Source organism: Bradyrhizobium elkanii USDA 76 (assembly GCF_023278185.1).
GTDB classification, from domain to species: Bacteria; Pseudomonadota; Alphaproteobacteria; order Rhizobiales; family Xanthobacteraceae; genus Bradyrhizobium; species Bradyrhizobium elkanii.
In genome coordinates, this window is record NZ_CP066356.1 from 8101284 (window position 1) to 8123454 (window position 22171).

The 22171-nt window shown below is 64.2% G+C and carries 17 protein-coding genes and 1 tRNA gene; 6 read left to right on the forward strand and 12 right to left on the reverse strand.

The features are described 5' to 3' along the window. The first annotated feature begins 167 nt into the window (after window positions 1–167). A tRNA-Leu gene (locus JEY66_RS38390) sits at window positions 168–252 on the forward strand. Window positions 253–386: 134 nt separating this feature from the next. Here JEY66_RS38390 and JEY66_RS38395 read toward each other — a convergent pair. Further along, on the reverse strand, window positions 387–1763 hold the full coding sequence (locus tag JEY66_RS38395) for a SagB/ThcOx family dehydrogenase (protein WP_016844894.1): 1377 nt from the start codon (window positions 1761–1763) through the stop codon (window positions 387–389). A 92-nt stretch (window positions 1764–1855) separates the two neighbouring features. Then, window positions 1856–4102, reverse strand: coding sequence for a TOMM precursor leader peptide-binding protein (locus JEY66_RS38400; RefSeq protein ID WP_018269664.1), 2247 nt, complete (start codon window positions 4100–4102; stop codon window positions 1856–1858). A gap of 966 nt (window positions 4103–5068) precedes the next feature. Here JEY66_RS38400 and JEY66_RS38405 point away from each other — a divergent pair. From JEY66_RS38405 to JEY66_RS38415, 3 genes are all read left to right on the forward strand, one after another. Continuing rightward, the gene (locus tag JEY66_RS38405) at window positions 5069–5938 is read left to right on the forward strand and encodes a VOC family protein (protein ID WP_240537208.1); all 870 of its coding nucleotides are present in this window, start codon (window positions 5069–5071) and stop codon (window positions 5936–5938) included. 454 nt (window positions 5939–6392) lie between these two features. After that, window positions 6393–6773 (forward strand): C40 family peptidase, encoded by a 381-nt coding sequence (locus tag JEY66_RS38410; RefSeq protein WP_240537209.1) that lies wholly within the window; start codon window positions 6393–6395, stop codon window positions 6771–6773. Window positions 6774–7065: 292 nt separating this feature from the next. Continuing rightward, complete coding sequence (locus JEY66_RS38415; protein ID WP_016844899.1) at window positions 7066–7215, forward strand: hypothetical protein; 150 nt, start codon at window positions 7066–7068, stop codon at window positions 7213–7215. 3 nt (window positions 7216–7218) lie between these two features. Here JEY66_RS38415 and JEY66_RS38420 read toward each other — a convergent pair whose 3' ends face one another. From JEY66_RS38420 to JEY66_RS38430, 3 genes are all read right to left on the reverse strand, one after another. Further along, window positions 7219–7791 carry a TetR/AcrR family transcriptional regulator gene (locus JEY66_RS38420; protein ID WP_240537210.1) on the reverse strand — a complete coding sequence of 191 codons (573 nt, stop codon included), beginning with the start codon at window positions 7789–7791 and terminating at the stop codon, window positions 7219–7221. A 69-nt stretch (window positions 7792–7860) separates the two neighbouring features. Next, on the reverse strand, window positions 7861–9936 hold the full coding sequence (locus tag JEY66_RS38425) for a tetratricopeptide repeat-containing protein (RefSeq protein WP_016844901.1): 2076 nt from the start codon (window positions 9934–9936) through the stop codon (window positions 7861–7863). Window positions 9937–9992: 56 nt separating this feature from the next. Beyond that, window positions 9993–11132 (reverse strand): patatin-like phospholipase family protein, encoded by a 1140-nt coding sequence (locus JEY66_RS38430; protein ID WP_016844902.1) that lies wholly within the window; start codon window positions 11130–11132, stop codon window positions 9993–9995. A 385-nt stretch (window positions 11133–11517) separates the two neighbouring features. On the opposite strand from JEY66_RS38430, the gene JEY66_RS38435 reads away from it, so the two are divergent. After that, a complete protein-coding gene (locus JEY66_RS38435; RefSeq protein ID WP_016844904.1) occupies window positions 11518–12942 on the forward strand; it encodes a toll/interleukin-1 receptor domain-containing protein in 1425 nt (474 codons plus the stop codon). 41 nt (window positions 12943–12983) lie between these two features. Here JEY66_RS38435 and JEY66_RS38440 read toward each other — a convergent pair whose 3' ends face one another. The 3 genes from JEY66_RS38440 to JEY66_RS38450 all read right to left on the reverse strand — a co-directional run bounded on the left by JEY66_RS38440 (window position 12984) and on the right by JEY66_RS38450 (window position 15191). Next, window positions 12984–13715, reverse strand: coding sequence for a hypothetical protein (locus JEY66_RS38440; protein WP_016844905.1), 732 nt, complete (start codon window positions 13713–13715; stop codon window positions 12984–12986). 108 nt (window positions 13716–13823) lie between these two features. Further along, window positions 13824–14066, reverse strand: coding sequence for a hypothetical protein (locus JEY66_RS38445; RefSeq protein WP_016844906.1), 243 nt, complete (start codon window positions 14064–14066; stop codon window positions 13824–13826). A 126-nt stretch (window positions 14067–14192) separates the two neighbouring features. Next, window positions 14193–15191, reverse strand: a complete 999-nt coding sequence (locus JEY66_RS38450; protein ID WP_016844907.1) for an NAD(P)H-dependent flavin oxidoreductase — start codon at window positions 15189–15191, stop codon at window positions 14193–14195. 66 nt (window positions 15192–15257) lie between these two features. Here JEY66_RS38450 and JEY66_RS38455 point away from each other — a divergent pair, with 66 nt between their 5' ends. Then, complete coding sequence (locus JEY66_RS38455) at window positions 15258–16820, forward strand: AMP-binding protein (RefSeq protein ID WP_016844908.1); 1563 nt, start codon at window positions 15258–15260, stop codon at window positions 16818–16820. Window positions 16821–16997: 177 nt separating this feature from the next. On the opposite strand, the gene JEY66_RS38460 is transcribed toward JEY66_RS38455, so the two are convergent. The 4 genes from JEY66_RS38460 to JEY66_RS38475 form a co-directional block, all read right to left on the reverse strand. Continuing rightward, a complete protein-coding gene (locus JEY66_RS38460; RefSeq protein WP_018269661.1) occupies window positions 16998–19121 on the reverse strand; it encodes an ATP-binding protein in 2124 nt (707 codons plus the stop codon). 392 nt (window positions 19122–19513) lie between these two features. Then, complete coding sequence (locus tag JEY66_RS38465; RefSeq protein WP_016844910.1) at window positions 19514–20287, reverse strand: thioesterase family protein; 774 nt, start codon at window positions 20285–20287, stop codon at window positions 19514–19516. Beyond that, window positions 20287–21258 (reverse strand): NAD(P)H-dependent flavin oxidoreductase, encoded by a 972-nt coding sequence (locus JEY66_RS38470; RefSeq protein ID WP_016844911.1) that lies wholly within the window; start codon window positions 21256–21258, stop codon window positions 20287–20289. Before JEY66_RS38470 ends, JEY66_RS38465 begins: the two co-directional genes overlap by 1 nt. Window positions 21259–21438: 180 nt before the next feature. Next, a complete protein-coding gene (locus JEY66_RS38475) occupies window positions 21439–22032 on the reverse strand; it encodes a hypothetical protein (protein WP_016844912.1) in 594 nt (197 codons plus the stop codon). Window positions 22033–22171 lie beyond the last annotated feature (139 nt).

Below are 22171 nucleotides of genomic sequence, written 5' to 3' on the forward strand. Positions count from 1 at the left end.
CATGCGGACGGGCGACGGCGTTGCGTCGTCCCTGGGATCACACCCGCCGGAAATTCCGCTGCCGGGGCGCGGGACATCCGGTCCGCGCGGGTTGACCGTGACGGGCCGCCCGCTATAGTCCGCCGCGCTTCGCGACCCCGGCCTTCCCGGCCGGGACCATTGCGAATGCCCCTGTGGCGGAACTGGTAGACGCGCTCGACTCAAAATCGAGTTCCGCAAGGAGTGCTGGTTCGATTCCGGCCAGGGGCACCATTCAGCGCGGCCGTAGCCGACAAGCCATCCGCACGAAGGCTCGTCCCGGCGTAGCCCGAAGGGCGAAGCCCAATTCCGCCCCTGGGCGCCATTCGCGTGCGATCCAGGCCGTAAACATTCGAAAGACCTCCGCTCTAGCTAGAGGAGGCCGGTTTCCTGCCGCGCCCGAGCGCGAATTGACCGACCGGGCTCTCCACGTGGAATTCAAGCCCCGTCATTTTTGCGAACAGATCGATGTTGCAGGTGCCGATTGCGCAGCCACCAAGGCCCATGTCGGTCGCCGTCAGATAGAACGTCTGCATCAGGTTGCCGACGTCCTTCAGGATCAGCGAATATGCGATTGAGCTGTATTTCCAGGAGATCCGCCCAAAGCGCGCGGCGATCGTGATCAAGACCTGCGGTGGACCGGATGCGTCCATGGCAAACTCGGCCGCCGTAGAAAGCGCTTGGAGTTGTTGGGCGGAGGTGTCGATCGCGACAAGCGCGTGGCTGCCCGCGTCATAGTGGTAAAGTCCACGTGCAAGCTCCCCGCAGTTCAAGACCGCCAAGTATAGTTCCAGCTCGTACGCGCCGCCTGCCGACGGATAGGGTCTTGCGCTGTAGGTGGCCTCGGGAACGCCGTCAAAATCTGCGCCGATCTTCCATTCCGACAGCACGCGGGCTGTCGTGTCGAGAAACTGCGCGAGCTCGGCGAGCGTGACCGGATGCTGGTCGTCAAAATCTCGTATTGAATGGCGTTCGCGCAACAGCTTCGCGAAGTGCGAGACGGACCCCGACGTGGAGAATTTGCCGAGGTCGATCTTCTTGCCGGGCCAAGGCGGACGCACCGCGGGTAGCGGTGGAACGACGCCCGCATGGGTGAACGCGCCGCCAACTGGATTGGTGTGCCGGCCCTCCGTGCTCCTCGTATGAAACACCAGATCGTGGAAGTCCCAGAGAACGAGATTGCCGTCGCCTTCATTCACCCGAAGGCCGTCGCCGTCTTTCGCATTGAGCTTGATCAGCATCTTGCTGTCGATCAGCAATCCGAGCAGATCGAGGTTCGCGGAGGCCGCATGGCGGCGAAGGTTACTGATCTTCTGAGGCCGCGACAGGGCAGCGAGGGTGGCAGCGATGGCGGGATCGAAAATCCGAAACAGCGCGCCGGCGCGCGGCGATTCCAACACCATCTCGCTGCCGCGCCGGCGCAGATAGGCGAAGCGCGACAACACAATGGTATCACCGTTCCCCAGCTTTGCGCGTTGTGGCCAGTATTCGGCGACCTGCGGCTCGATGACCACGAGGTCTTGCTCGTCACGCGGAGAGTATAAGCGGTATTCGAGAAATCCATGCCCTGCCAGTCGCCGCACGAGGGCATGAACCTGCCTCGCGAGGACGCCTTTGCCCGCAAAGGAGGCGAGCGGCAGGCCGCTGGTGAGATGTCCCGCACGGTCGACCGCTGCTGCACTGAATTGTCCCAGATTGATCGAGTAGCCGCCCAAGCCTGCAGCGATGCTTCCGTCCGCCTGCATGTGAAGGGAGCAACGACCGTTCAATCGGGCGACGATGACGGGTGCGATCTTCCTGAGCTTCGTTTTCCGGAAGTTGCGCAACGAGCCAGCCTTCAGGTGTGCGGAAGGAATGGCGTGAGCTCGCTTTCCAGTCGCGGACGATTCAGCAATCCGAGCTTCATCGGAACATCGTAAAGTCGGCCGGGCGCGAAGCGGCGATAGAAATGTCGCAACCCCGGAACGAGCACTCTGACGACGGGCACCTGGACATCGGGCCGCGTCTGGTCGAGCACGAGGAAATCAAATCCCGCGCCGGTGGCAATCTCGATGCAGGCATTGACTTGGTCGCGCGCGTTGTCGTGAACCTTGAGGCTCGGCGCCGACGGCACGATCGGATTCTCGCTGGGGATCAGGAACGGATAATCGTCCAGTCGCAGCGGCGTGACACCGTCCAGCGTCGGCTTCTCGCCACTTCCGCCGCCCATCATGCCAATCGACATGAACTGGGTCAGCTCGGTGAGGGAACGCAGCAGGGCTATGCGGCGATCGAAATGCGAGCCGGAACCGAATTCGATATTTTCGTGCCCGTTCTGCGTCCAATGGATGATCGCCACGTAAGAGGGAATGCCGAGATCGCTGGTGATGTCGAGCACCCAAAGCCTGCGCCCCGCATCGGCAAGCTGGGCTTGCAGATCCCGCACATAGGGATCTTCGAATTGCGCGAGGTCGACTTCTGCACGTTGCAGCCGGTTGTACCACCAGATCGCGTAGGCGTCGCGTTCGACCAGTTCGAGGAAGCCTTGAACGATGGCTTCCTCCCGGGTGTTGCCGGCCGCGCATCCGTTGGAATCCGTGTGGAAGCCGCCATAGAAGAAGTACAAGAGGCCCGTTGGAAGATGTTTGAAACGCTTGTCCCGTAACGACCAGACCGGCGACCACTCCGTCTTGGTCGAGGGATCGAGCGGCTCAGGCACCAGATGTGAATCGTCCGGCTGCGAGGTATGTCTGTTTTGAAACTGCGCGTCGCTGAAAAGCTGTACTTCGTTGGGAAGAAGAGCGTCGCCGGGAGCGAAATCGACAAAGCGGCGCTTCGTCCTGATCTCGTCGCCCTGGAAAATGCCCGAATAGCGCTCGATCGCCTCCATCAACGCGCTGGCCTCGCCCTGCTCGGCTGTGGAGCCCTTGCCGAAGCTGCCGCCGCTCAATCCGGATCTGAGCTGGTCGACGTTCCAGGCCGGCGCCGAGAAATTGTGGTAGGCGAAAAAATTCGTGTTCATCGGCAGATCGGCCTCGATCCGCTCGAGCCGCGAGACGACGCCGGTCAGCGGACTGACGTGCTTGCGGAACCGTGCTACGGTGGCTCGCGACGTCACGGCGCGGTAACCGCCGCTGGTCATGACGAGCTTTCCGCCCTCTGCGATCTCGATCGGCGCTGCCGCCCGGCGCGGACTCTGCAGCTTCCTGCTGCCGCAGGTAGGACACTGCGGGCGTCGCGCGACGTAATGCTTGGCAATGACGGCACCGGTCAGGTCGAAGCTTGCGATGTGATCGCGCAGATCGGTACGAAATCCCGAGGCAATCGCTTTTGCAATTTCAACAGCAGCGAAGTGGATGCCGATCTGTCCGACGGCGTCGCCGACCAGGGGCGATACGGCGACCACCTGCGCCGCTCTGCGATCGAGAAATCCCTTGATCTCCCGATTGCGTATCATGCGATCGAACAGGCAAGTCCAGCAGGCGCTCTCGCCCGGCTTGAACACGGGTCCCACCAGCGGAAACACGCCGGACGGCTGCGCCAGCAGCCAGGGCGTCCCATCGCCAAAGCGCTTTCCGTTCAATTCGACGAGCCGCCGGTCAAGATAGTCGTTCGCCAGTGTGATCGTGAGCTTGGGCGACCGCTTGGTGATCCGAACACCGAGCTTGCTCAAGGCCGCGGCAAGTTCGTTGGCGCCTTTGACATCGATGGCTTCGACCCGCACGGGGCAATCGCGGAGATTCTGTTCTGCGACCTCGGGGGGGAGGCCGAGACTCGCCCAATATCCATCGACGGCGCTTGCGAACGCGTGCGGCGCGCCGCTTACGACATATCGGCGCTCTAGCAGCCGCCTGATCGCTTCCTCGATCTTGTCGGCGGGAAAATTCTTTGAGAGCTGCCGAACGATCTCTCGTGCAGCCTTACCATTTTTGCCGATCGCCGCGGCCACCGCACAATAGAGATCACCATGCAGGAAGAATTTGCGGTTCTCGGAGTAGAGGCAGACCACATCGGGAGGAATCACATAAGCGGTAAAGTTCGGCGCGAATCGCAAAATGCCCTTGCGGCTCTGCCTCGCGGTGCGGCTCTTGCCATTGACTGTCATCGGGGCGGCACGCTGATCCTGTTGCAGTCACTTCCGATCGCCGGAGCGCGGCAAACCATGGCATTGCGCGACTTGTGCGCCGCGTTCGGCCACCGGCATTCTGCGAGCAATTTGGATCACACTCGCCCACCGTCGGCAAGCTGATCAGCCAGGCGCGGCGAATGTATAACGAAAGCAAAAAATTGGCCGGGTCGTTCGGGCGCCCGGCCAATGAAATCGCGACGTGTCGACGCCCAGTCAGTGAGCACTAGCACCAGCGGCAGCGGCCCCAGGATGCACAGCAGCCTGCGCATGAGACCAATGGCACGCCTACGCCGATCCAACCAACGCCGCAGCCGCCACATCCACCGCAACCGACACCGCAGCGGCAGCCTCTGCAGGCCCTGCATCCTCCGCAACCCCTGCAGCCTCCGCAAGCTCTGGCGCCTCCGCAGCCACGGCAACCACCGCATCCCCGCGCGAGCAGCACGCGGCCTCCGACGCTTTCATCGTCGATGAGATTGAGGTGGAAGGTGGCGAGACTGACGTCGGCGAGTTCTTCCTCACTGAGCGTCGTCATATGGCCCGGCGCGAAGCTCGGCTTGTGTTGAACGTCGCCGGTGGGCACGGCGGAGGCATATGCGCTGCCCGCCAGCGAAAAAGTCAGACCGGCTAATCCCAGCGCCGGTACCGCGGCATTGGTCGTTCGCTTCTTTCTCGAAGCTTGCTTCGCTCGCTGCATGGCCGCATCCTCCCAGTTTGGAAGAGGGACTTCCGAAGCACGATCTTACGCCGAGCGAACGAGGCAGACAAGAATTACGGTATACACAAAATGTAATAGAGCTCGTTCAGATTGCATTCATCTTCGTGAACGATATCGCGCGATTTGGTCGATTAAATCGAGAATCCGCGCCCGTGGAGCGGATTGCAACGGGTGCAACATGATGCAGTGCGCAATCGTCGGCCCGCTTGAACGGGGAAATTAGCTTGGTCGATCAACTCGGACGCTTCGCTTGGTATGAGTTGCTGACGACGAACATGTCGGCAGCAGCCGCATTTTATGGCAAGGTCATCGGCTGGGCGGTGGAAGATGCGTCCACTCCGGAATTCGCCTACACGCTGCTTACTGCAGGCGACGCCCCGGCAGTTGGACTCATGCATCTCCCGGAAGAAGGGCTGCGATTGGGAGCGAGGCCGAGATGGGTCGGCTACATCGCCGTCGATGACGTGGATGCGAAAGCCGTGCAGATCCGCCGTCGTGGGGGCGCCATTCTGGTAACACCAACCGCCAGCAATATTGGCCGAATTTCGGTGGTCGCCGATCCGCAAGGAGCGACGTTTGCACTGGTTTCCGGGCTGACATATGGCCAACGGCAGTCCAGCGGATTGGACGAGCCTGGACGCGTGGGCTGGCACGAGTTGCTGGCTGAAGACCGGAACAAGATTTTCCCGTTTTACGGCGAGCTTCTTGGCTGGCAGAAGGCTCACGCTGAAACCGGGCCGGCCGACCTGTACGAATTGTTTTCGGCGGCCGGCCAGACGATCGGCGGAATGCTCACCAAACTTCCGAGCGTATCGCAACCCTGCTGGCTCTATTACTTCAATGTCGACGACATCGGTGCGGCTGCCAAGCGCGTTGATGCTGGCGGGGGCCGGGTCCTCCAAGGTCCAATCGAGTTGCCCGACGGTTGCTGGATCTTGCGATGTGCCGATCCCCAAGGGGCTCTATTTGCGCTACAGGGAGCCTGGGATCAGAAAGGCACTGAGCGACCCTCCGCCTCGGAACTCAATTGGTCCGCGAGGTGGGGTGATGTCGCTTCACAGGGCAAATTGATCCTTCGCAAGACGAAGCGATAGGTCGGAAACGTTTCGACCTTGTCCGCAGCAGAATTATATAGGTGTTTAAATTAGGTAGTGGTGCGCAATTGTATTCTGAATGGTGCACCACGCTTCGCCTTGCAGGCTTCGCATGGCGCGGCCGCGAAGCCTGCAAGGGCGAAGCGTGTCCGGCGAAGCTTGAGCAACGCGAAAGCGAAGACGGACGTTTACAATCACCACACAACCGCGGTGATCAAATTAGCAGCCATTGCGCGGACCACGCCTGAAGTCTTCGGCAGTGTCGCGGCCGCCGGACGGGACGTACCGGCCATATTTTGGCCATAGCCCGTTTCTTAAACGCCTGCGCGGGCCATGCCCCGCCTTCGTTTTGCGTCGCCTGACCGATGCGGTCGCTTCGCAAGCCAATCGCAGATCATCGCTGCGCTTCCTCCCACAACATGGATGGTCTGCCAACAGCAAGAAGGACTTTGTAATGCGTAAACTTCTCGCCGCTGTGGCGGTTCTTTTGGCGTTCGCTTCAACTGCCGAAGCCCGCGGCCGTCACCATCACCATCGGCACTATGCACATTCCGGTCGCCCAGCTGCGTGGTGCGGCTGGTTCATGCGCACCCAGGTCGGCAGCGATCCCGGTCCGCAATTCAATCTGGCCCGATCCTGGGCAAGCTACGGCAGCAATGCCGGCGGCCCCTCGGTCGGCACCATCGTCGTTTGGCGTCACCACGTCGGCAAGATCGTGGGTCAAGAGAACGGCCAGTGGATCGTGCAGAGCGGCAACGACGGGCACGCCGTGCGCACGCGGCCGCGCTCGCTGGCTGGCGCCATCGCATTTCGAAATGCTTATGCTTCGTTCTAAGCGCGATGAGATTGGGTCGAATCGTCATCGCGCTTTAGCTTCTTGTTTGAGCATGATCTCCGCGCAAACGCTGCGCGTTTGTCGCGAGGGAAAACCGCTGCGCACTTTTCCGGATGATGCTTTAGGGAACCTCGACGCTTCAGCTGACATGCGAGCTTGCGACACCCGGCGGTATACGAACCGTTCATGATCGCAGCTTACGCTGAAGCGGGGTTTCGCCCTGAAGCCCTCAGACGGGCGCCGTCATCTGTGTTGACCAGGTGGCGGCGCCTTTTTTCAGGAGCGAATTGGCTTGCCCCAGAAGTCGAAAAAAGTCGCGACGACCTCCCATACGGTTTCTTACTGGTCGGCCGCTTACGTGAGTTTCCGCAACGGCGTGACGGTTTTCGCCGTGACCGGCGGCGTGCTCGGGTTTCTGCTGGTCGCCAAGCACTATCTGTGAACCTCAGCGCTTTCCGAGACTCTTCAGATATGCGCCGAACATGTCGGCCATGGCGTCGGCGTAGGTCGCGATCTCGGCGGGCGCTCGCGGGCTCTCCGAAAAATCCTTGCCCACCGTGCTCAGCGTCGTTGTGATCAGGTCGCCCGCCGTCGCGCGTACGGCGTCTGACGTCTTCGGCAATGCCTCGCGCATGAAGGCCTCGGCGATGCGCTCGCCGGATGCCCGCGCCTCGGGCGCATCGCGGCAGAGCGGCGCGGCGTCGCTGAGTGCGACGCGCACCGCGGCCTCCTCGCATTCGGAGCGGATGAAGGCGTACACCAACGAGCGCAGCCGGTCCAACGGCGGCCGCGTGGCGTCTTCAAGAATGCCACGCAGCAGGCGGGTGGTCTGCCGCCACTCGTCGCTCTGCAACCGGAACAGGATCGAGGCCTTGTTCGGGAAATACTGGTACAGCGAACCGACGCTGACGCCGGCCTTCTCGGCCACGCGCGCCGTGGTGAAGCGCTGCGCGCCCTCCTTCGTCAAAACCTGAACAGCATGACGTCTGGACCGGAATGGAGCCGTGATGGCCGCGATCTAACTACGATACCCCTGGCTGCGGCTGAAGCTCGGCAACCCCCATGGATGGCGGAGACGGATCGCGCCTCAGGGACGACCGACGTGGAGCAACCGCCGGGCGTCGAGTTCCACGATCTTGAAGCCCTTGCTCGCCGCCACGCCGATCAGATGGGCCGTGCCTCCGGCGCCGTCGGGGTCGACGTCGCGGTTGTTGAGGGCAATGAGCGTGAGACTGCGCGCGCCTTCGGCAAGGGCGTTAAACAGCATCCATAGATTGTTGCGCTTCCAGATGTCGTAATCCTTCTTTTCGCGCAGCCAGCGCGGTAATTCGCTGGAATCGGCGAGGATACGCGGCGGGATGCTCTGGCAGAGCTGCTGATAACGCGTCACCCATTCCAGCCCGCCGCGATTGACCGATTCCTCCTGGAATTGTGCCTCCGGCAGGGCCAGGAAAAGCCGCGTCGGGACATTGAGCGTCTCGCAGACCTCGTGGAACAGGATATCGCCGCCGCAGGCGCCGCCTGCGATGCCGACCGCGACGCCGCCAGCCTCGCCGAGTTCGTTCTTCACCGCCTCCATGATCAACCGGCGCGCCTCCGCGACGGCCTCGGGCGTGGCAGGAAAGCGCGCTTCATTGCCGGGGCGACCAGGTGCGTCCAGCATGTGACCGGTGAACAGGATGACGCGCGCCGGCGTCGGCGGCGCTCCGTCCATCTGCGGCCCCATCTCGCGTAGCGCGGCGTCGGCGTTCGCCGACAGCACCGCCAGATCGCGACAGATCAGGACATTGCGCCGGACCGAATCCACTTCCAGCGGCCGCGCGTTGGCAAGCGCCTTCCGATACGCGGCCCCGACCTGGGCCGGCCGGTCGGACGTCAGGAACAGCAGATCGGCGCGGCTGACATCCCTCCAGGTGTTGGGTTGCTCGCCGTCCCGAACCACCTTGTCGTCATTGCCGAGCGCAAGTTGCAGCGTGGCGGCGATGCGGCCGGCGCGGCGCTCGCTCGCCTTGAGATCGGCCAATGCCGCCTCGGTGTCGTCGAAGCTCTCGGCCCAGACATCCGGGAGCGCCTTGGCGAGGGTGATCTGGATCGTCAGCATCGCGAGCGCGTTGACCGCCGGATAGAAGCTGTCGAGATCCTCGGCGAAGCCGTCGAGATAGTGCTGAATGGAGTCCGCAAGCCTCGGCGAACGCAGCGCGGCGGTCCGCCGCGCGTCCGTCGCGGCGGCGGACCAGTCGTCGATCCATCGTGTCTTGGCATTGCTTCCGAGCAGGGAATGGCCTTCCGCGCGATTGAATCGCCGCTCCGCCGCTTCCGCGGGCGTCTCGACGTGATCGGTCGGCGGCATGGTGCGGTCGAGGACGCGCTGGATCGCCTGCTCGGAACGGGTCAGGTAGTCGAGCTTTGCGCCGGGACCGACAGCCGATCCCGCCAGCTTCTGGTAGACCGTCCCGAGACGGTAATTGGCCTGAAGATCGACCGGATCGAGCTCGCGAAGTCCCTCAAAGGTCTCTCTCGCGCCGCCAAACGCCTTGATCTGGAACTGCGCATCGCCGACAACCCGCAGCCCGCCGCTGCCCCATTCGAGGCCGCGCACTTCCTCCGCGAAGAGGCGCAGGTCGCCGGCACGCGCCGCCCGTCGTGCGACCGCGACGTCCTCCTGGAAATCAAATGGCACGACCATCAGGGCCGCGCGATCGTGCGGCACCAGGCGAGGCAACAATTGGAAGACCGGGCTATCCTTGATGGTGGAGGACAGCGTAGCCCTTAACGCCGCCGCAAAGCCCGGCAGCGCGGCGGCGGGATTCGCGGCATCATACGAGCCATAGCGATCGGTTTGCAGGTCGAAGGGATATTTGTCCTTCGTTCCCTCGGCCCGGATCAGCAGGGTGTGCTGATCCCGCAAGCCGTGGCGAATGCCAAGCTCGTAGAACACATTGGCGTTGTAGATCGAGACGTCGGCGATCACGAGATCCGAAAGCACCAGCAGCCGAAACATGTCTTCACGGATGTTGCCCTGCCGCGTGATCTCGCCGGTCGTGCGTCCCTCGATGCCTGCCTTCTGCAGCGCAGGAGCGATCAGCTCCCGTTCCACCCGATCAAAGTCGATGCCATCCTTCGTACCGAACGGTCGCACGATAAAGGCGCGCGTGGCTGCCATGACTCATGTCCCCTGATGGGCGAAGCGTTGACGTGATGAGAAACCCTGTCCGCTCATCACATGAGATCGAAGTCCGGCGGGAAGTGTTCCGACTTGACCTGCCGGGCCGCCGCCAGCTCCCCGATCCTGGCGAGCTCGTCCATGTTGTTCGGATCGTCCATCGCGGCGATCTTTGCGAGCACCTCCGGCGTCCGCTCGATCGCGACCGTATCCTTCAACCAGGCAGATTCCAGCAACACGTTATAGCGCGCATAGGTCGCCAGTTGCGGTCCGCTCCGACCATCGGTCGCCATGTCCTCTACCGCACGGTTGATCGTCCATGGCGTCAGGCAGTTGGTCAGCCATTGCAGCATGGCGTGATTGTGCTGCCCGCAATCGTCCATCAGCGACTGCAGCGACCGCAGGCCCTGCTCGGCCGCAGGCATGCGGACGATCTCGTCGGTCGTGTAGGTCGACTTGAACACGCCGGTGCCGGCCGAGATCAGCAGCAGATCGTCCTTGCCGGTTCGCCACTGGAAGCCGTGGCCCTGGAGCGCCGCGAGCATCAGCATTTGCAGCGCCGGATCGTTGAACGGGCTGACCCCGCCGTCGACGAAAGCGCCGCTGACGGTGCTGCCGTCGCGCGCCGAGATCGTGATCTTCTGGGGACTGAAATAGGTCGGCGCCGCCGTGCTGGCGCGAACCACCTCGGTCAGCCGCAACCCGCCGTCCTGACGGGCATATCGGCTGTCCGGATGGTTGTGCAGCGGCCACAGGCTGCCGGTATCGAGCCGCTTGGTCATGATCATCAGGCCGGTGCGGATGCGATCGCTGCCGAGCGAGGTGTCGGCGCCGAGCTGTGCGTCGAGTGCGTGCTGCAAGGCATCCGACTTGAATTTCGGCGCCAGCAGCCCGCGCCGCCAGAACGAGCCCTGGAAGATGTCGGTGCCGATGCCGCGATAGAGCTGCTTCAACGCGTCGGCCGTCATTCCGCACGCCAGTCCGGCAGCGATGATCGATCCGGTCGAGGTGCCGCCGATCAGATCGAAATAATCGCAAAGCAGGAGATCGCTGTTGTCGAACCGCTTGCGCAACATCGCCTCGATGGCGCTGACATATTCGAGCGTCAGGATGCCGCGGATGCCGCCGCCATCGAGCGCCAGTATCCGCTTCGGCCCGAGTGCACGATCGAGATGCTGCTGCTTGGTCTTCGGCATAACTGCCCCCGCGGAACGATGACTTTCGCTGATTTCGAGACGGCCGATCAATCCCGGCCGAGGCCTCAATTGGCCGCGCGTTCAAGCGCGAACGGCACCATCTTCAAAATGAACCGACGCGCCGGGGTCGGCACATCGGCTTGCTGACAATTCATTCGTTCAATGCCGGAGCACGCTCGCGCGCCGGTTCCGGCAAGCATCTTGCACGTCATACACCCTTAGGTATAGTGAGATATTTCACTGGCGAGCGGATTTTCTTTTTCGCGCCTGGCGATTGCAAGCTGCAAAGACGCGCTATCATTCACGCCGCGGCGAGAGATGCAGCTGCGCAATTCGGCCGACCCGGCCAACCGTCGCATAAAGTTCATGCAGATCGGGTTTTGCCATGCCAAACGATTTCTCGGTCTTTATCAGCCATCGCGCCGAAGACAGATTTCTCGCGCGCCTGCTTAAGGCGCGGCTCGAATATCTCAGCAGCCTGGACGGCCAGCGTCCGGTGGAATGCTTCGTCTGCGAGGAAATTCCCGGCGGCTCGGAATGGCGGCAATGGATGATCGACAACACGGCGAAGGCCGATTGCCTGATCTTCATCCACACCAATGCCGAGCACAATTGGACCTGGTGCGCATCCGAGATTGCCCAGTTCGACGGTTACAAGCGCGCGCTGAAGCTCATCTCCAAGGTGCTGTGGTTCTCGGTCGATTCTTCGCCTTCGTTTCCAATGCTGGCGGAGAACGAGTTCTACGGAATCGGCGAAGACGACGTCCGGCGATTCCTCGAAGACCTGTTCGTGAAGCCGACCTTCGGTCCCGCGCCGCTGCGGCCGCGACTGAACGCCAACTACGCGCCCAAGTTCAATGAGGCGGCGAAAGACATCCACGCGCAGTTCCTGCAGATCACCCGCCCGGAAGAGCTGTTCCGCCTGCGGCTTCGCATCGTGTTCAGCGACGAATTGTCGTTCCGGCAAAAGGCCGAAACGCTCAGGCCATTGCCCCCCGCCGATCGCGCGCGCGGCTTCCTGAAGGATGCCGTGCTGGAGGCGGATGCCGGCACCACCACGCTGTTGTCCGGTCCCGATACGGCGGAGCTCGACTGGGAGGATCTGCTCCGCGCGCAAAACCGCTACGACAGCGGGGCCTGGCTCGACGAGCTGACGAGCTATGTCGCGAACTCGTTCGCCGACGTGGATATCGCCAGCCGGCGCAGCCGCGAGCAGGTTCTCAGTCCGATCTTCCGCGATCTGAAGCTGTATCAACCGGTCATCGCCCGGCTCGAATATCTCGACAGCACGCGGTTCTCGATCGTCATCATCTTCGTGCCGATGCCGCCATTCAGCGAGGATCCTCGCCTGATGGTCGCGCAGAACATGCCGAAGGACATCGTCTTCCTGTCGATCCTGCTGCGGCTGGCGCGGCGCTTCCGGTGGTCGTTTCTCGAGCCGCTATACAACGCCGTCGAGGGCCTGGACGATGACTTCAGCGCCAAGCGATGGGACGATCTGCTTGAGCGCTACCACGAATGCCTGGAAAACCTCGATTCGATCCTGCGACAGGGCAATATGCGCGAGCTCGAAACCGTCGGCGACATTAAGTCGGCGATCAACATCTCCGACGATGCGCTGCTGAAGGAGATGTTCAAGGATTGGGGGACGTTCCAGACCCGGCTGGCGCAGGCGATCGAGAAGAAGTCGCCAGGCGACGTCAGGCAGACGCTCGAGCCCTGGCTGAAGCGCAACAAGGACTTCATGAAACAGCTGCTCGTCGAAACCCAGGGCAAGGTGGACAAGCTGCGGCCGCTGGAGGCCCGCTAGAGCACAAGGAGCGCAGAACCGGCTCGGCCGGACCCTGCCGCTCAGATCATCGCAGCGACGCGTTCCAGGCCGATCAGGCGCGCCAGCGAACGGACCTCGTTCTTCTGATCCTCGCGGAGCTGGAACAGCAGCGGCATCGCCGCCGACTTCAGCTGCTGGACCTCCTCGGAGTCCGGATCGATCGGTATGTTGCCCACGGCGGGATCGCCCTGGCGCTTGGCGTGGATCTTGCGGGCGACGGCGCGGAGTGCGGTCTCGACCGCCGGCCAGTAATATTCCTGCGACGACGACAGCTTCAGCCGGTCCTTGATGCCGGCGATCTGGGCGTCGCTGAGCAGCGCGTAGCTCTTCTGCGGCGCCGGCTTGGCCGCAGCCTTGGGCTTCGGCGGCGCGGGGGCGACCGGCGCGGGTGCGGGCTCGGCGATCTTCGGCTGAGCCGCATCGACGGGGTCGGTGATCTTCGGCAGGCCGATGTCGGCGGGCTCGACCGAGGCATAGGCCTGGCGCACGGTGTCGGTGGCGCCCGGAATCGCGGCTTGCGCCCGCAACAGGAGAGGAGACGGATTGGCGGGAGGCTCGATCGGCTGGGGCGCCTCAAACGAGGCCGCGGCAAGCGTCGTGACGGCGAGCTTGTCCTGCTTGCTGGCACGGTTGGCGACCGGGCCAATGTCGGCCTGCGCCGCCGGCAGGCTGTCACGGCCCAAAATGGCTGTTATCGCGGCGCCGGCGAGGAGGAAGCATGTCAGCGCGGCGAGGGTGATGGCTCTGGTCAAAAACTACTCCATTGCCGGCCGGTGTCGCTGCAAACTGCGCGTGAAATGCGGCGGTACCGTGCCGTGACGACGCCAAATGGGTGAAATTGTCCCGAAACGGCCGGAAAATCAGGCCGCGGCATCAAGCTCATAGGCCTCCTGGATGTCGGCCACGATCTCGTGCGCCGTCCAGAGCGCCCCGGGCTGGACCGCGTGCATGCTGACCGTCCAGTTGGTGCGGCGGGTCCGCGGCGTGCTGACGATGTCGAATTCGACCTGACGGCACAGCGGATGCCGCTGCAGGGCGTAGAACACCCGGGTCCGGAGCTCGTCGAGCGTTGCCGGGGTCTTGGAGAGCGCCTCAAGGGCCATGTCGCATTCCCACAAACTGCCGGGCGGCCAGCCGTGGCGGCCCGTGGCTCTATTGTTGGGGCTGGCATGGTTAATGCCGCGTTAAGCGGGCGAGCGGGATTTGAGCGGCTGCTGTTTCGCGGCGGATCAGGCGAGCCGCACCCGTCCGCTCGCCGCCTCATACTCCGCGATCGTCTGGGCCACGAGCTCATCGACGCCGAGCACCCCGGTGACCCCGGAGGTGGAGTGACCGCCGCTCCAGATATCGCGCCAGCGTTTGGGGCGGCTTTCGCGGGCGCCGATGTCGATGTCCTTGCCGATGTCGATCGCGCCGCGTGCCGGCAGGTCGTCGGGATCGAGACCGGCGGCCTCGATCGAGGGCCGCAGCATGTTGGTCTGCAAGCCGGTGAACGCCGTCGTGAGCAGGATGTCGTCGGCGGTGGAGTCGACCAGCATCTGCTTGTATCTGCCGTCCGCCATGCTCTCGCGCGTCGCGATGAACTTGGTGCCCATATAGGCGAGGTCGCAGCCGAGCGCCTCGGCGGCGCGGAGTGCGTGGCCGTCGCTGATGCCGCCGGCAAGCACGATCGGGCCGTCGAAGAAGCCGCGCACCGCGCGGACGAACACGAACGGATTGAGCCAGCCGGTCTGCCCGCCCGCACCCGCGGTGAGCAGCACGAGCCCGTCGGCGCCGACTGCTGCCGCGCGCTCGGCATGGCGGATCGAGGCGACGTCGGCGAAAACAAGCGCGCCGGCATCGTGCAGAGGGCCAAGCACCGGCGCGGGCGAGCCGACCGAGGTGATCACAAGCTCCGGCTTGTGCCGCAGCAGCACGGCGAGATCCTGGGCCAGCCGCGTGTTGGAGCGATGCACGATCAGGTTCGGGCAGATCGGCGCGGCTGCTTGGCCCGTTGCATCGGCATGCGCCTGCAGGCGGCGCGCGATGTCGCCGAGCCAGGCATCGAGCTGTTCCGTCTCACGGCAATTCACCGTCGGAAACGAACCGATCACGCCGTTGCGGCAGGCGGCTACCACCAGCTCGACACCGGAGACCAAGAACATTGGTGCTGCAATCAGCGGCAGCCGCAGGCGATCGCGAAAACGCGCGAGAGGATCGGCGGACAAGTTGTTTCTTCCCATCATCATTGTGTTAGCGTTGCCGCCAACATTGGCACGACAAAAGCCAAAGACAAAGGCGGGAGGGACAACGAGATGAGCAATCCGCTCTATGCATTTCCGGCGGTGTGCGAACAGACCTTGCGGGCGCTGGCGCGCTATCCGTCGCGCACCGCCTTCGCATGGCCGGGCGGCTCGCTCAGCTATCAGGGCGCGACCGACCTGATCGGACGAATGCAGGGCGTGTTCATGCGGCTCGGCTTTGCGCCAGGCACCCGCGTCGCGCTGCTCACCGCCAACCGCGCCGACAGCTGGTGCGCCGGCGTCGCCGCGCAATTGTCGCGGCTCGCGATCACCTGGCTGCATCCGCTGGGCTCGCTCGACGACCAGCTGTTCCAGATCGAGGATTCCGAAGCGCAGATGCTGATCGTCGACGGCATCACGTTTCGCGATCGCGGCGGCGAGCTCGCTGCGAAGGCACAGGGCCTCAAGACCGTGTTCACGCTCGGCCCGGCGGATTACGGCGCCGACCTGTTGCAGGTGGCCGAGGATGCCGGCAGCGCGAGCGCGAAGAGTTTCGCCCGCGAGGACGACATCTCGACCTTGAACTACACCGGCGGCACGACCGGCAAATCCAAGGGCGCGCTGCGTTATCACCGCGAATATGGCGGCTTCGCCGCCGCCGTCCTCGCCGATTTCGAGATCCCGGAGACGCCGCGCTACCTCACGGTGGCGCCGATCAGCCATGTCGCCGGCACCAAGGTGCTGCCGACGCTGATGCGCGGCGGCACCGTGCACATGCTGAAAGGGTTCGATCCGGAGGCCGTGTTCACGACCATCGCGCGCGAGAGGATCAACTTCACGCTGTTCGTGCCAACCATGATCTATGTGATGCTGGATCATCCCGCGCTCGACAAGACCGACCTCTCCTCGCTTGAGCTCCTGCTCTACGGCGCATCGGCGATGTCGCCGAGCCGGCTGGTCGAAGGCATCGAACGGATCGGCCCGGTGTTCTCGCAGCTTTATGGCCAGACCGAATGCTATCCGGTCTCGGTGCTGCGCAAGGCCGATCATGACCCGAATACGCCGGACCTGTTCCTGTCCTGCGGCTTCCCGATCGCCGCCTGCCAGGTTAAGATCCTCGATCAGGACGACCAGGAGGTCGCGACCGGTGAGCCCGGCGAGATCTGCGTGCGCGCCACGCATGTGATGGCCGAATACTGGAAGCGGCCGGACATCACGGCGGAGACGCTGAGGAGCGGCTGGCTACACACCGGCGACATCGCGCGCATGGACGAGCGCGGCTACATGTTCATCCTCGACCGCAAGAAGGATATGATCGTCTCCGGCGGCTTCAACATTTTTCCGCGCGAAGTCGAAGATGTCTTGTCGCAACATGCCGACGTCGCGATGGTCGCCGTGGTCGGCGTGCCCGACGACAAATGGGGTGAGGCCGTCACCGCCGTCGTGGTCGCGCGCGAGGGCACGACGCCCGACGCCGACGAGCTGATCGGACTGGTGAAGGCGAAGAAGGGCTCGGCACACGCGCCGAAGCAGATCCAGTTCGTCAAGGAGCTGCCGATGACCGGCGTCGGCAAGGTCGACAAGAAAGTGCTGAAGGCGCGCTTCTGGACCGGCCGCGACCGCATGGTGGGATGAGATGCTCGCACGACGATTGCTGGTCCCGTCATCCCCGCGCAAAGGCTTCGCCTTTGTCGCTGGAGGTGCGCGCTCTCGCGCGCCTCGAAGGATGCACGGCCCGATGTGTCAGCGCGCGCTATCTCCGCTTGCGGCACCAGTGGGCCGGCGCCCTTCGAGGCTCGCTCCGCTCGCACCTCAGGGTGACGGGGACAGCGCGGAAGGTGTGGCGGGACTGTCGGTGCCAGCCGCCTCCGGCCGCTGCACCCCCTGCCCGAGCAACCGATCGAGCCGGTCGCGCAGCTGATCCTGGTGATAGGGCTTGGCCAGCCGCGGCAGGTCGACCTGGGTGCCGTCGGGCAGTTCGGCATAGCCGGTGGCGAGCAGCACCAGGAGCTGCGGCCGCACCTTGCGCGAAGCCGCGGCGAGTTCGATGCCGGTCATGCCGGGCATCACGTGATCGGTCATCATCAGGTCGATCTCCTGGTCGCTCCTGAGGATTTCGAGCGCCTGCGGTCCGGAATTGACGCCGATCACGCGGTGACCGAGGTCCTCCAGCATTTCCATGGTGGACATCGCGATCAACGGATCATCGTCCACCAGCAGGATCACCGCCGAGCGCTTGACCGTCTGCGCCGCAGGCGCCGGGCTCTCGACTTCCGGCACCGCCGTTGCAACCGGCAGCACCAGCGCAGCCGTGGTGCCCTTGCCGACCGCGCTCGACAGCTGCAGCTCGCCGCCGAGCTGCACGGCGAGCCCATGCACCATCGACAGGCCGAGCCCGGTGCCCTTGCCCACCGGCTTCGACGAGAAAAACGGCTCGATCGCGCGCTTCAGCACGTCCGGCGACATCCCGGTGCCGCTGTCGATCACCGAGAGCTTCAAATAGTCGCCAGGCTGCAGCGTCGGATCATTCTTCGCCTGCCAGGCCGCGAGGCGGATCTCGATCAGGCCGCCATCCGGCATCGCGTCGCGTGCATTGATCGCAAGGTTGAGAACCGCAAGCTCGAGCTGGTTGCTATCGACGCAGGCCAGCGGCAGCCCCTCGGGAATGTCGAGCCGCAGCATGATGCGCGGTCCGAGCGAGCGCTCGAGCAGATTGCTCATATCGCGCACCAGCGCGCCGAGATCGACCGGCACCGCGCGCAGATCCTGCTGCCGCGCGAATGCCAGCAGCCGCTGCGTCAACGACGCGCCGCGCTCGGCGCCCTGCAATGCGCCGTCGACCAGGCGACGCAGGCGCGGATCCTCCGGCATGCGCTTGCGCAGCAGATCGAGATTGCCCATCACCGCCATCAGCAGATTGTTGAAGTCGTGCGCGACGCCGCCGGTGAGCTGGCCGATCGCCTCCATCTTCTGCGCATGGCGGAGCTGTTCCTGGGCCCGCTCGCGCGCGGCGACCTCCTTCATCAGGTCGGCGGTGCGCTGCTCGACCCGCTGCTCCAGCGTCGCGGTGAGTTCGGCAAGCGCGGTGCGCTCGGCGGCGAGCTGCGCCAGCAGCGCCTCGCGCTCGATCTCCGCGGTCTTGCGCGCGGTGATGTCGGAGCAGACCCCGACCAGCGAGCGGATGCTGCCGTCCACCCGGCGCACCGCGCGGGCGCGCACATCGACCCAGTGCTGGGTGCCGTCGGGCCAGATGTTGCGGTATTCGATCCGGTAGTCGGCACCGCTGCGCAGCGTCTGCTCGACGATTTCGTTGCGGCGGGCGCGGTCGTCGGGATGCACCGCATCGAGCAGATCCTGATAGGTGAAGCGATCGCCGGGCCCGCGGCCGAAGAACGCCTTGCAGGTCGGCGACGCCTCGAGCTCGAAATCCGGCAGATGAAGCTCGAGCGCGCCGAGATGACCGGCATTGAGCGCAGTCTGCAGCAGACCTTCGCTCTCGGTCAGATCCTCGAGGATCTGACGGGTCTGGTATTGGCGGCGGCGGCCGCGCACCGTCGCGGCGACCAGGCTTACCAGCGTGGTCGGATGGAACGGCCGCTCGATGAAGGTGACATTGCCGAGCGCCCGTCCGAGCCGCGCGGCTTCGGGATTGCGTTCGGGTCCCCCCTTCTCGCTGATCAGCACGATGGGAAAATCCGACCATGACGGCTGCTCGTTCAGCCAGTGCGTCAGGCCGGCGAGGTCGGCGGCCTTGATCACCTCGTCGGCAATGATGGCAAGGCCCGCCCCGTTTGCGATCTGACGTTCGAGCTCGGCGAGGTCAGCGCAGATGTTGGCGTAATAGCCGGCTTCCTTGATCAGGTGGGCAGTCTTGACGGCGTCCCGCTCGCTCGCGGCGAGAATGACCGCGCGTTCCGAGGACGGACCAGGCTTCATCGCGTCTGTCCCTGCGGCGGCCGGGCGTCGACACCGGCCGGCACATCACACAATCGCCGGACGGCCATGGCCACGATGCCGGCGGCGGGATCAATACGCATCATGGGACCCCCTAACGGGAGCGAAACTCGCACGTGCCGCCAACCGTTCCCGGGAAGCGGAGTTATTTTGCCGCAGGGGCAGTCGCTTGGCGCTCCTGCACCGCGAATCGGTGAAACAACCCCATGCACAGTAGACGTGACGGGACTTCGTCTTCCCCCTGAAAGGGAGAAGGTCGGGATGGGGGCAGCCCAGGCGATGCTGCAAGTCGAGAGAGCTGATCCCAGCCGCTTTGCTCTGGCCGGCAAAGACCCCCCCCTTTTTCAGGGGAGATCGAAGAAACATAGCCCGAGCTAGCGCCGCTCGATGACGAGGCTCTGGACCGCCTGGCCGAAATAGCCGCGCTGATCGGCGAGCCGCGACATTGCAAGCCCGGCGCCGTCGGGCCCGATCCAGGACTGGCCGTCGAGCAGGATCCAGTCGCCGACCGGCTCGCGCGCGAGACTCACCGAGAGATCGGCGTTGATGAAGGTCCATTGGCTGAAATCGAGCGCCGGCGAGGTGCCGTTGGAGAAGTCCGAGGCAACCACTGCCCGCATCGCCTGCGAGACGGCGGCGCCCGCGATCAGCGGGCGGTCGACGCGGAACCAGATCGCGCCGGGTCCCATCACGCCGAAGCGGCCGCGCGCGGCCCGCATCGAGATGCATTTCACGAACGGACTGTTCGCAAGGTTGCCTGGCTCGATCATACTTTCGTCGGGGCCCGGCAGATCGACGGCAAGCGCTGTGATGTCAGGCGGCAATTCGGCCGTCTGTTGCTTGATCTTGAGCACGCTGGCCGAAACCACGAGAACGCCGTCGGCAAGCAGCCTGACGCCGCAGAGCTGGATCTTGCGGCCGTCGCGCAGGATCTCGCTCTGCACGGTCAGCGGCGCCACCGGCACCGGGCGCATCAGGTCGATGGTGACGCGCGCGATCCGCATCGGCACCGGCGTCGGAATGGCCTCGGCCGCCCACACCACCAGCGCCGCCGGCGCGGAACCATGCTGCATTCGCGGGTCCCAAGGACCCGCGGCATCGGGACTGGTGACGACGCGGTCGCCGTCGACGCGAAAGATCGGCTCCATCAGGCAAGCGCCGGATCGACCGCGTCTTCATACTCTTTTCTGAACCGGGCGATCAGCTCGGCTGCAGGCACCACCTTGGAGATGCTGCCGACGCCCTGGCCCGAACCCCAGATCTCCTTCCAGGCCTTCGGCTTGGCGCGCTCGCCGGATGCATCGGTGCCGAAGCTCATCTTCGAGGGATCGGAGGTCGGCAGGTTTTCCGGATCCATGCCGGCTGCGACGATTGACGGCTTCAGATAATTGCCGTGCACGCCGGTGAACAGGTTGGAGTAGACGATGTCCTCGGCGGACGAATTGGTGATCATGCTCTTGTAGCCCTCGACCGCGTTCGCCTCCTTGGTCGCGATGAAGGCCGAGCCGATATAGGCGAAGTCGGCACCGATGATGCGGGCCGCGCGGATGGCGCGGCCGTTGGAGATGGTGCCCGACAGCGCGATCGGCCCATCGAACCATTGTCGCGTCTCCGCCACGAACGGAAACGGCGACAGCGTGCCGGCATGACCGCCGGCGCCGGCCGCGACCAGGATCAGGCCGTCGGCGCCCTTCTCGATCGCCTTGTGCGCGAACTTCTGGTTGATCACGTCGTGGAAGACGATGCCGCCCCAGCCATGGACCGCCTGGTTGAGCTCCTCGCGCGCGCCGAGCGAGGAGATGATCATCGGCACCTTGTGCTTCTCGCAAAGCGCCATGTCGTGATCGAGCCGGTTGTTCGACTTGTGCACGATCTGGTTCACCGCGAACGGCGCCGACGGCCGCTCCGGATGCGCCTTGTCATAGGCGGCGAGCTCTTCCTTGATCCGGTACAGCCATTCGTCGAGCAGCTCCGGCGGCCGCGCGTTCAACGCCGGAAACGAGCCGACCACGCCGGCCTTGCACTGCGCGATAACGAGGTCGGGCACGGAGATGATGAACAGCGGCGCCCCGATCACGGGAAGAGACAGGCGGCCCTTGAACAGAGCAGGCATGGACATTGGAAGCGGATCCTCAAGCGTTGGTCGTTGGTTGGTCTCGAATGCTGATCGTCATACCAACAAGGCAATCTTTCCAGTGTCAAGGATTGCGTTTTGGCGCTGCAAAAGGATGACAAATCCTCATCCTGAAACCGCGTTTTCGCAGGTGCCTGGCATCCCAGACGCAAAGCCTGGCCGCCGCTATTGGCAGACGGCCCGTGTCACGAAATTTTCCGTCCTGCAGTCGTTCGGGCCGCGCTTGTGGCCCCGCAGATAGACCAGCGGCGAGCATTTCTCGGAGGCGTCGGTATCGATGCCCTTGCCTTCCCGAAACCCCTTGCTCTGGCACAGCCGGTCGGCGCCGATCTTGCAGTCCGGCGCACCGTTCGAGGCCACCACGCAGGCCGCGCGTCCGGTCACCACCGTCGAAGGGCGCGCGATGTTCGACAGGTCGTTGATGGTCTCGCCGGGGCTCTTCAGCGGCGGCAGCGCCGATTTCGACTTCTCGAACAGCTTTCCGATCTCGTTGATCAGCCCGGGATTCTCGCGCTCGACCGGCGCCGGCGGCAGCTCGATCTGCTGCTGCTGAGGCGGGATCGGCTGCTGCGCCGGCGACTGCACGCCAAGCGCCGGCGGTGCTGTCTGGGCCCAGCTGCGGTCGAGGGTCGTCAGTGTCATCGACAGCGCAAGACCCGACAGCGCAAGACCCGCCAGCACAATGCGCGCCTTTGCACGCGTAAGCCTGACGAGCGTGAGCCCGGCAGGATCGAGCAGGTCCGCGATTCCATCAGCCATCGCGGCGAGCGTAACCCGAAGCCGCTCGCAGACAAAGCTGCAAGCGGTCCGTCGCTAGTGTCCCGAATCCGAAGTTCGCATCATTTGCCGCACTTTCGGAGCGAACTTCGGATTCGACAAGGACACTAGCAAACTTATG

Bases quoted from the DNA above. Each gene is read 5' to 3' on its own strand.
- JEY66_RS38395 (WP_016844894.1), bottom strand. From the start codon at position 1,763: ATGCAGGCGGACGGAAGCATCGCTGCAGGCTTGGGCGGCTACTCGATC.
- JEY66_RS38400 (WP_018269664.1), bottom strand. From the start codon at position 4,102: ATGACAGTCAATGGCAAGAGCCGCACCGCGAGGCAGAGCCGCAAGGGC.
- JEY66_RS38410 (WP_240537209.1), top strand. From the start codon at position 6,393: ATGCGTAAACTTCTCGCCGCTGTGGCGGTTCTTTTGGCGTTCGCTTCA.
- JEY66_RS38425 (WP_016844901.1), bottom strand. From the start codon at position 9,936: ATGGCAGCCACGCGCGCCTTTATCGTGCGACCGTTCGGTACGAAGGAT.
- JEY66_RS38430 (WP_016844902.1), bottom strand. From the start codon at position 11,132: ATGCCGAAGACCAAGCAGCAGCATCTCGATCGTGCACTCGGGCCGAAG.
- JEY66_RS38435 (WP_016844904.1), top strand. From the start codon at position 11,518: ATGCCAAACGATTTCTCGGTCTTTATCAGCCATCGCGCCGAAGACAGA.
- JEY66_RS38445 (WP_016844906.1), bottom strand. From the start codon at position 14,066: ATGGCCCTTGAGGCGCTCTCCAAGACCCCGGCAACGCTCGACGAGCTC.
- JEY66_RS38450 (WP_016844907.1), bottom strand. From the start codon at position 15,191: ATGATGATGGGAAGAAACAACTTGTCCGCCGATCCTCTCGCGCGTTTT.
- JEY66_RS38455 (WP_016844908.1), top strand. From the start codon at position 15,258: ATGAGCAATCCGCTCTATGCATTTCCGGCGGTGTGCGAACAGACCTTG.
- JEY66_RS38460 (WP_018269661.1), bottom strand. From the start codon at position 19,121: ATGAAGCCTGGTCCGTCCTCGGAACGCGCGGTCATTCTCGCCGCGAGC.
- JEY66_RS38465 (WP_016844910.1), bottom strand. From the start codon at position 20,287: ATGGAGCCGATCTTTCGCGTCGACGGCGACCGCGTCGTCACCAGTCCC.
- JEY66_RS38470 (WP_016844911.1), bottom strand. From the start codon at position 21,258: ATGTCCATGCCTGCTCTGTTCAAGGGCCGCCTGTCTCTTCCCGTGATC.
- JEY66_RS38475 (WP_016844912.1), bottom strand. From the start codon at position 22,032: ATGGCTGATGGAATCGCGGACCTGCTCGATCCTGCCGGGCTCACGCTC.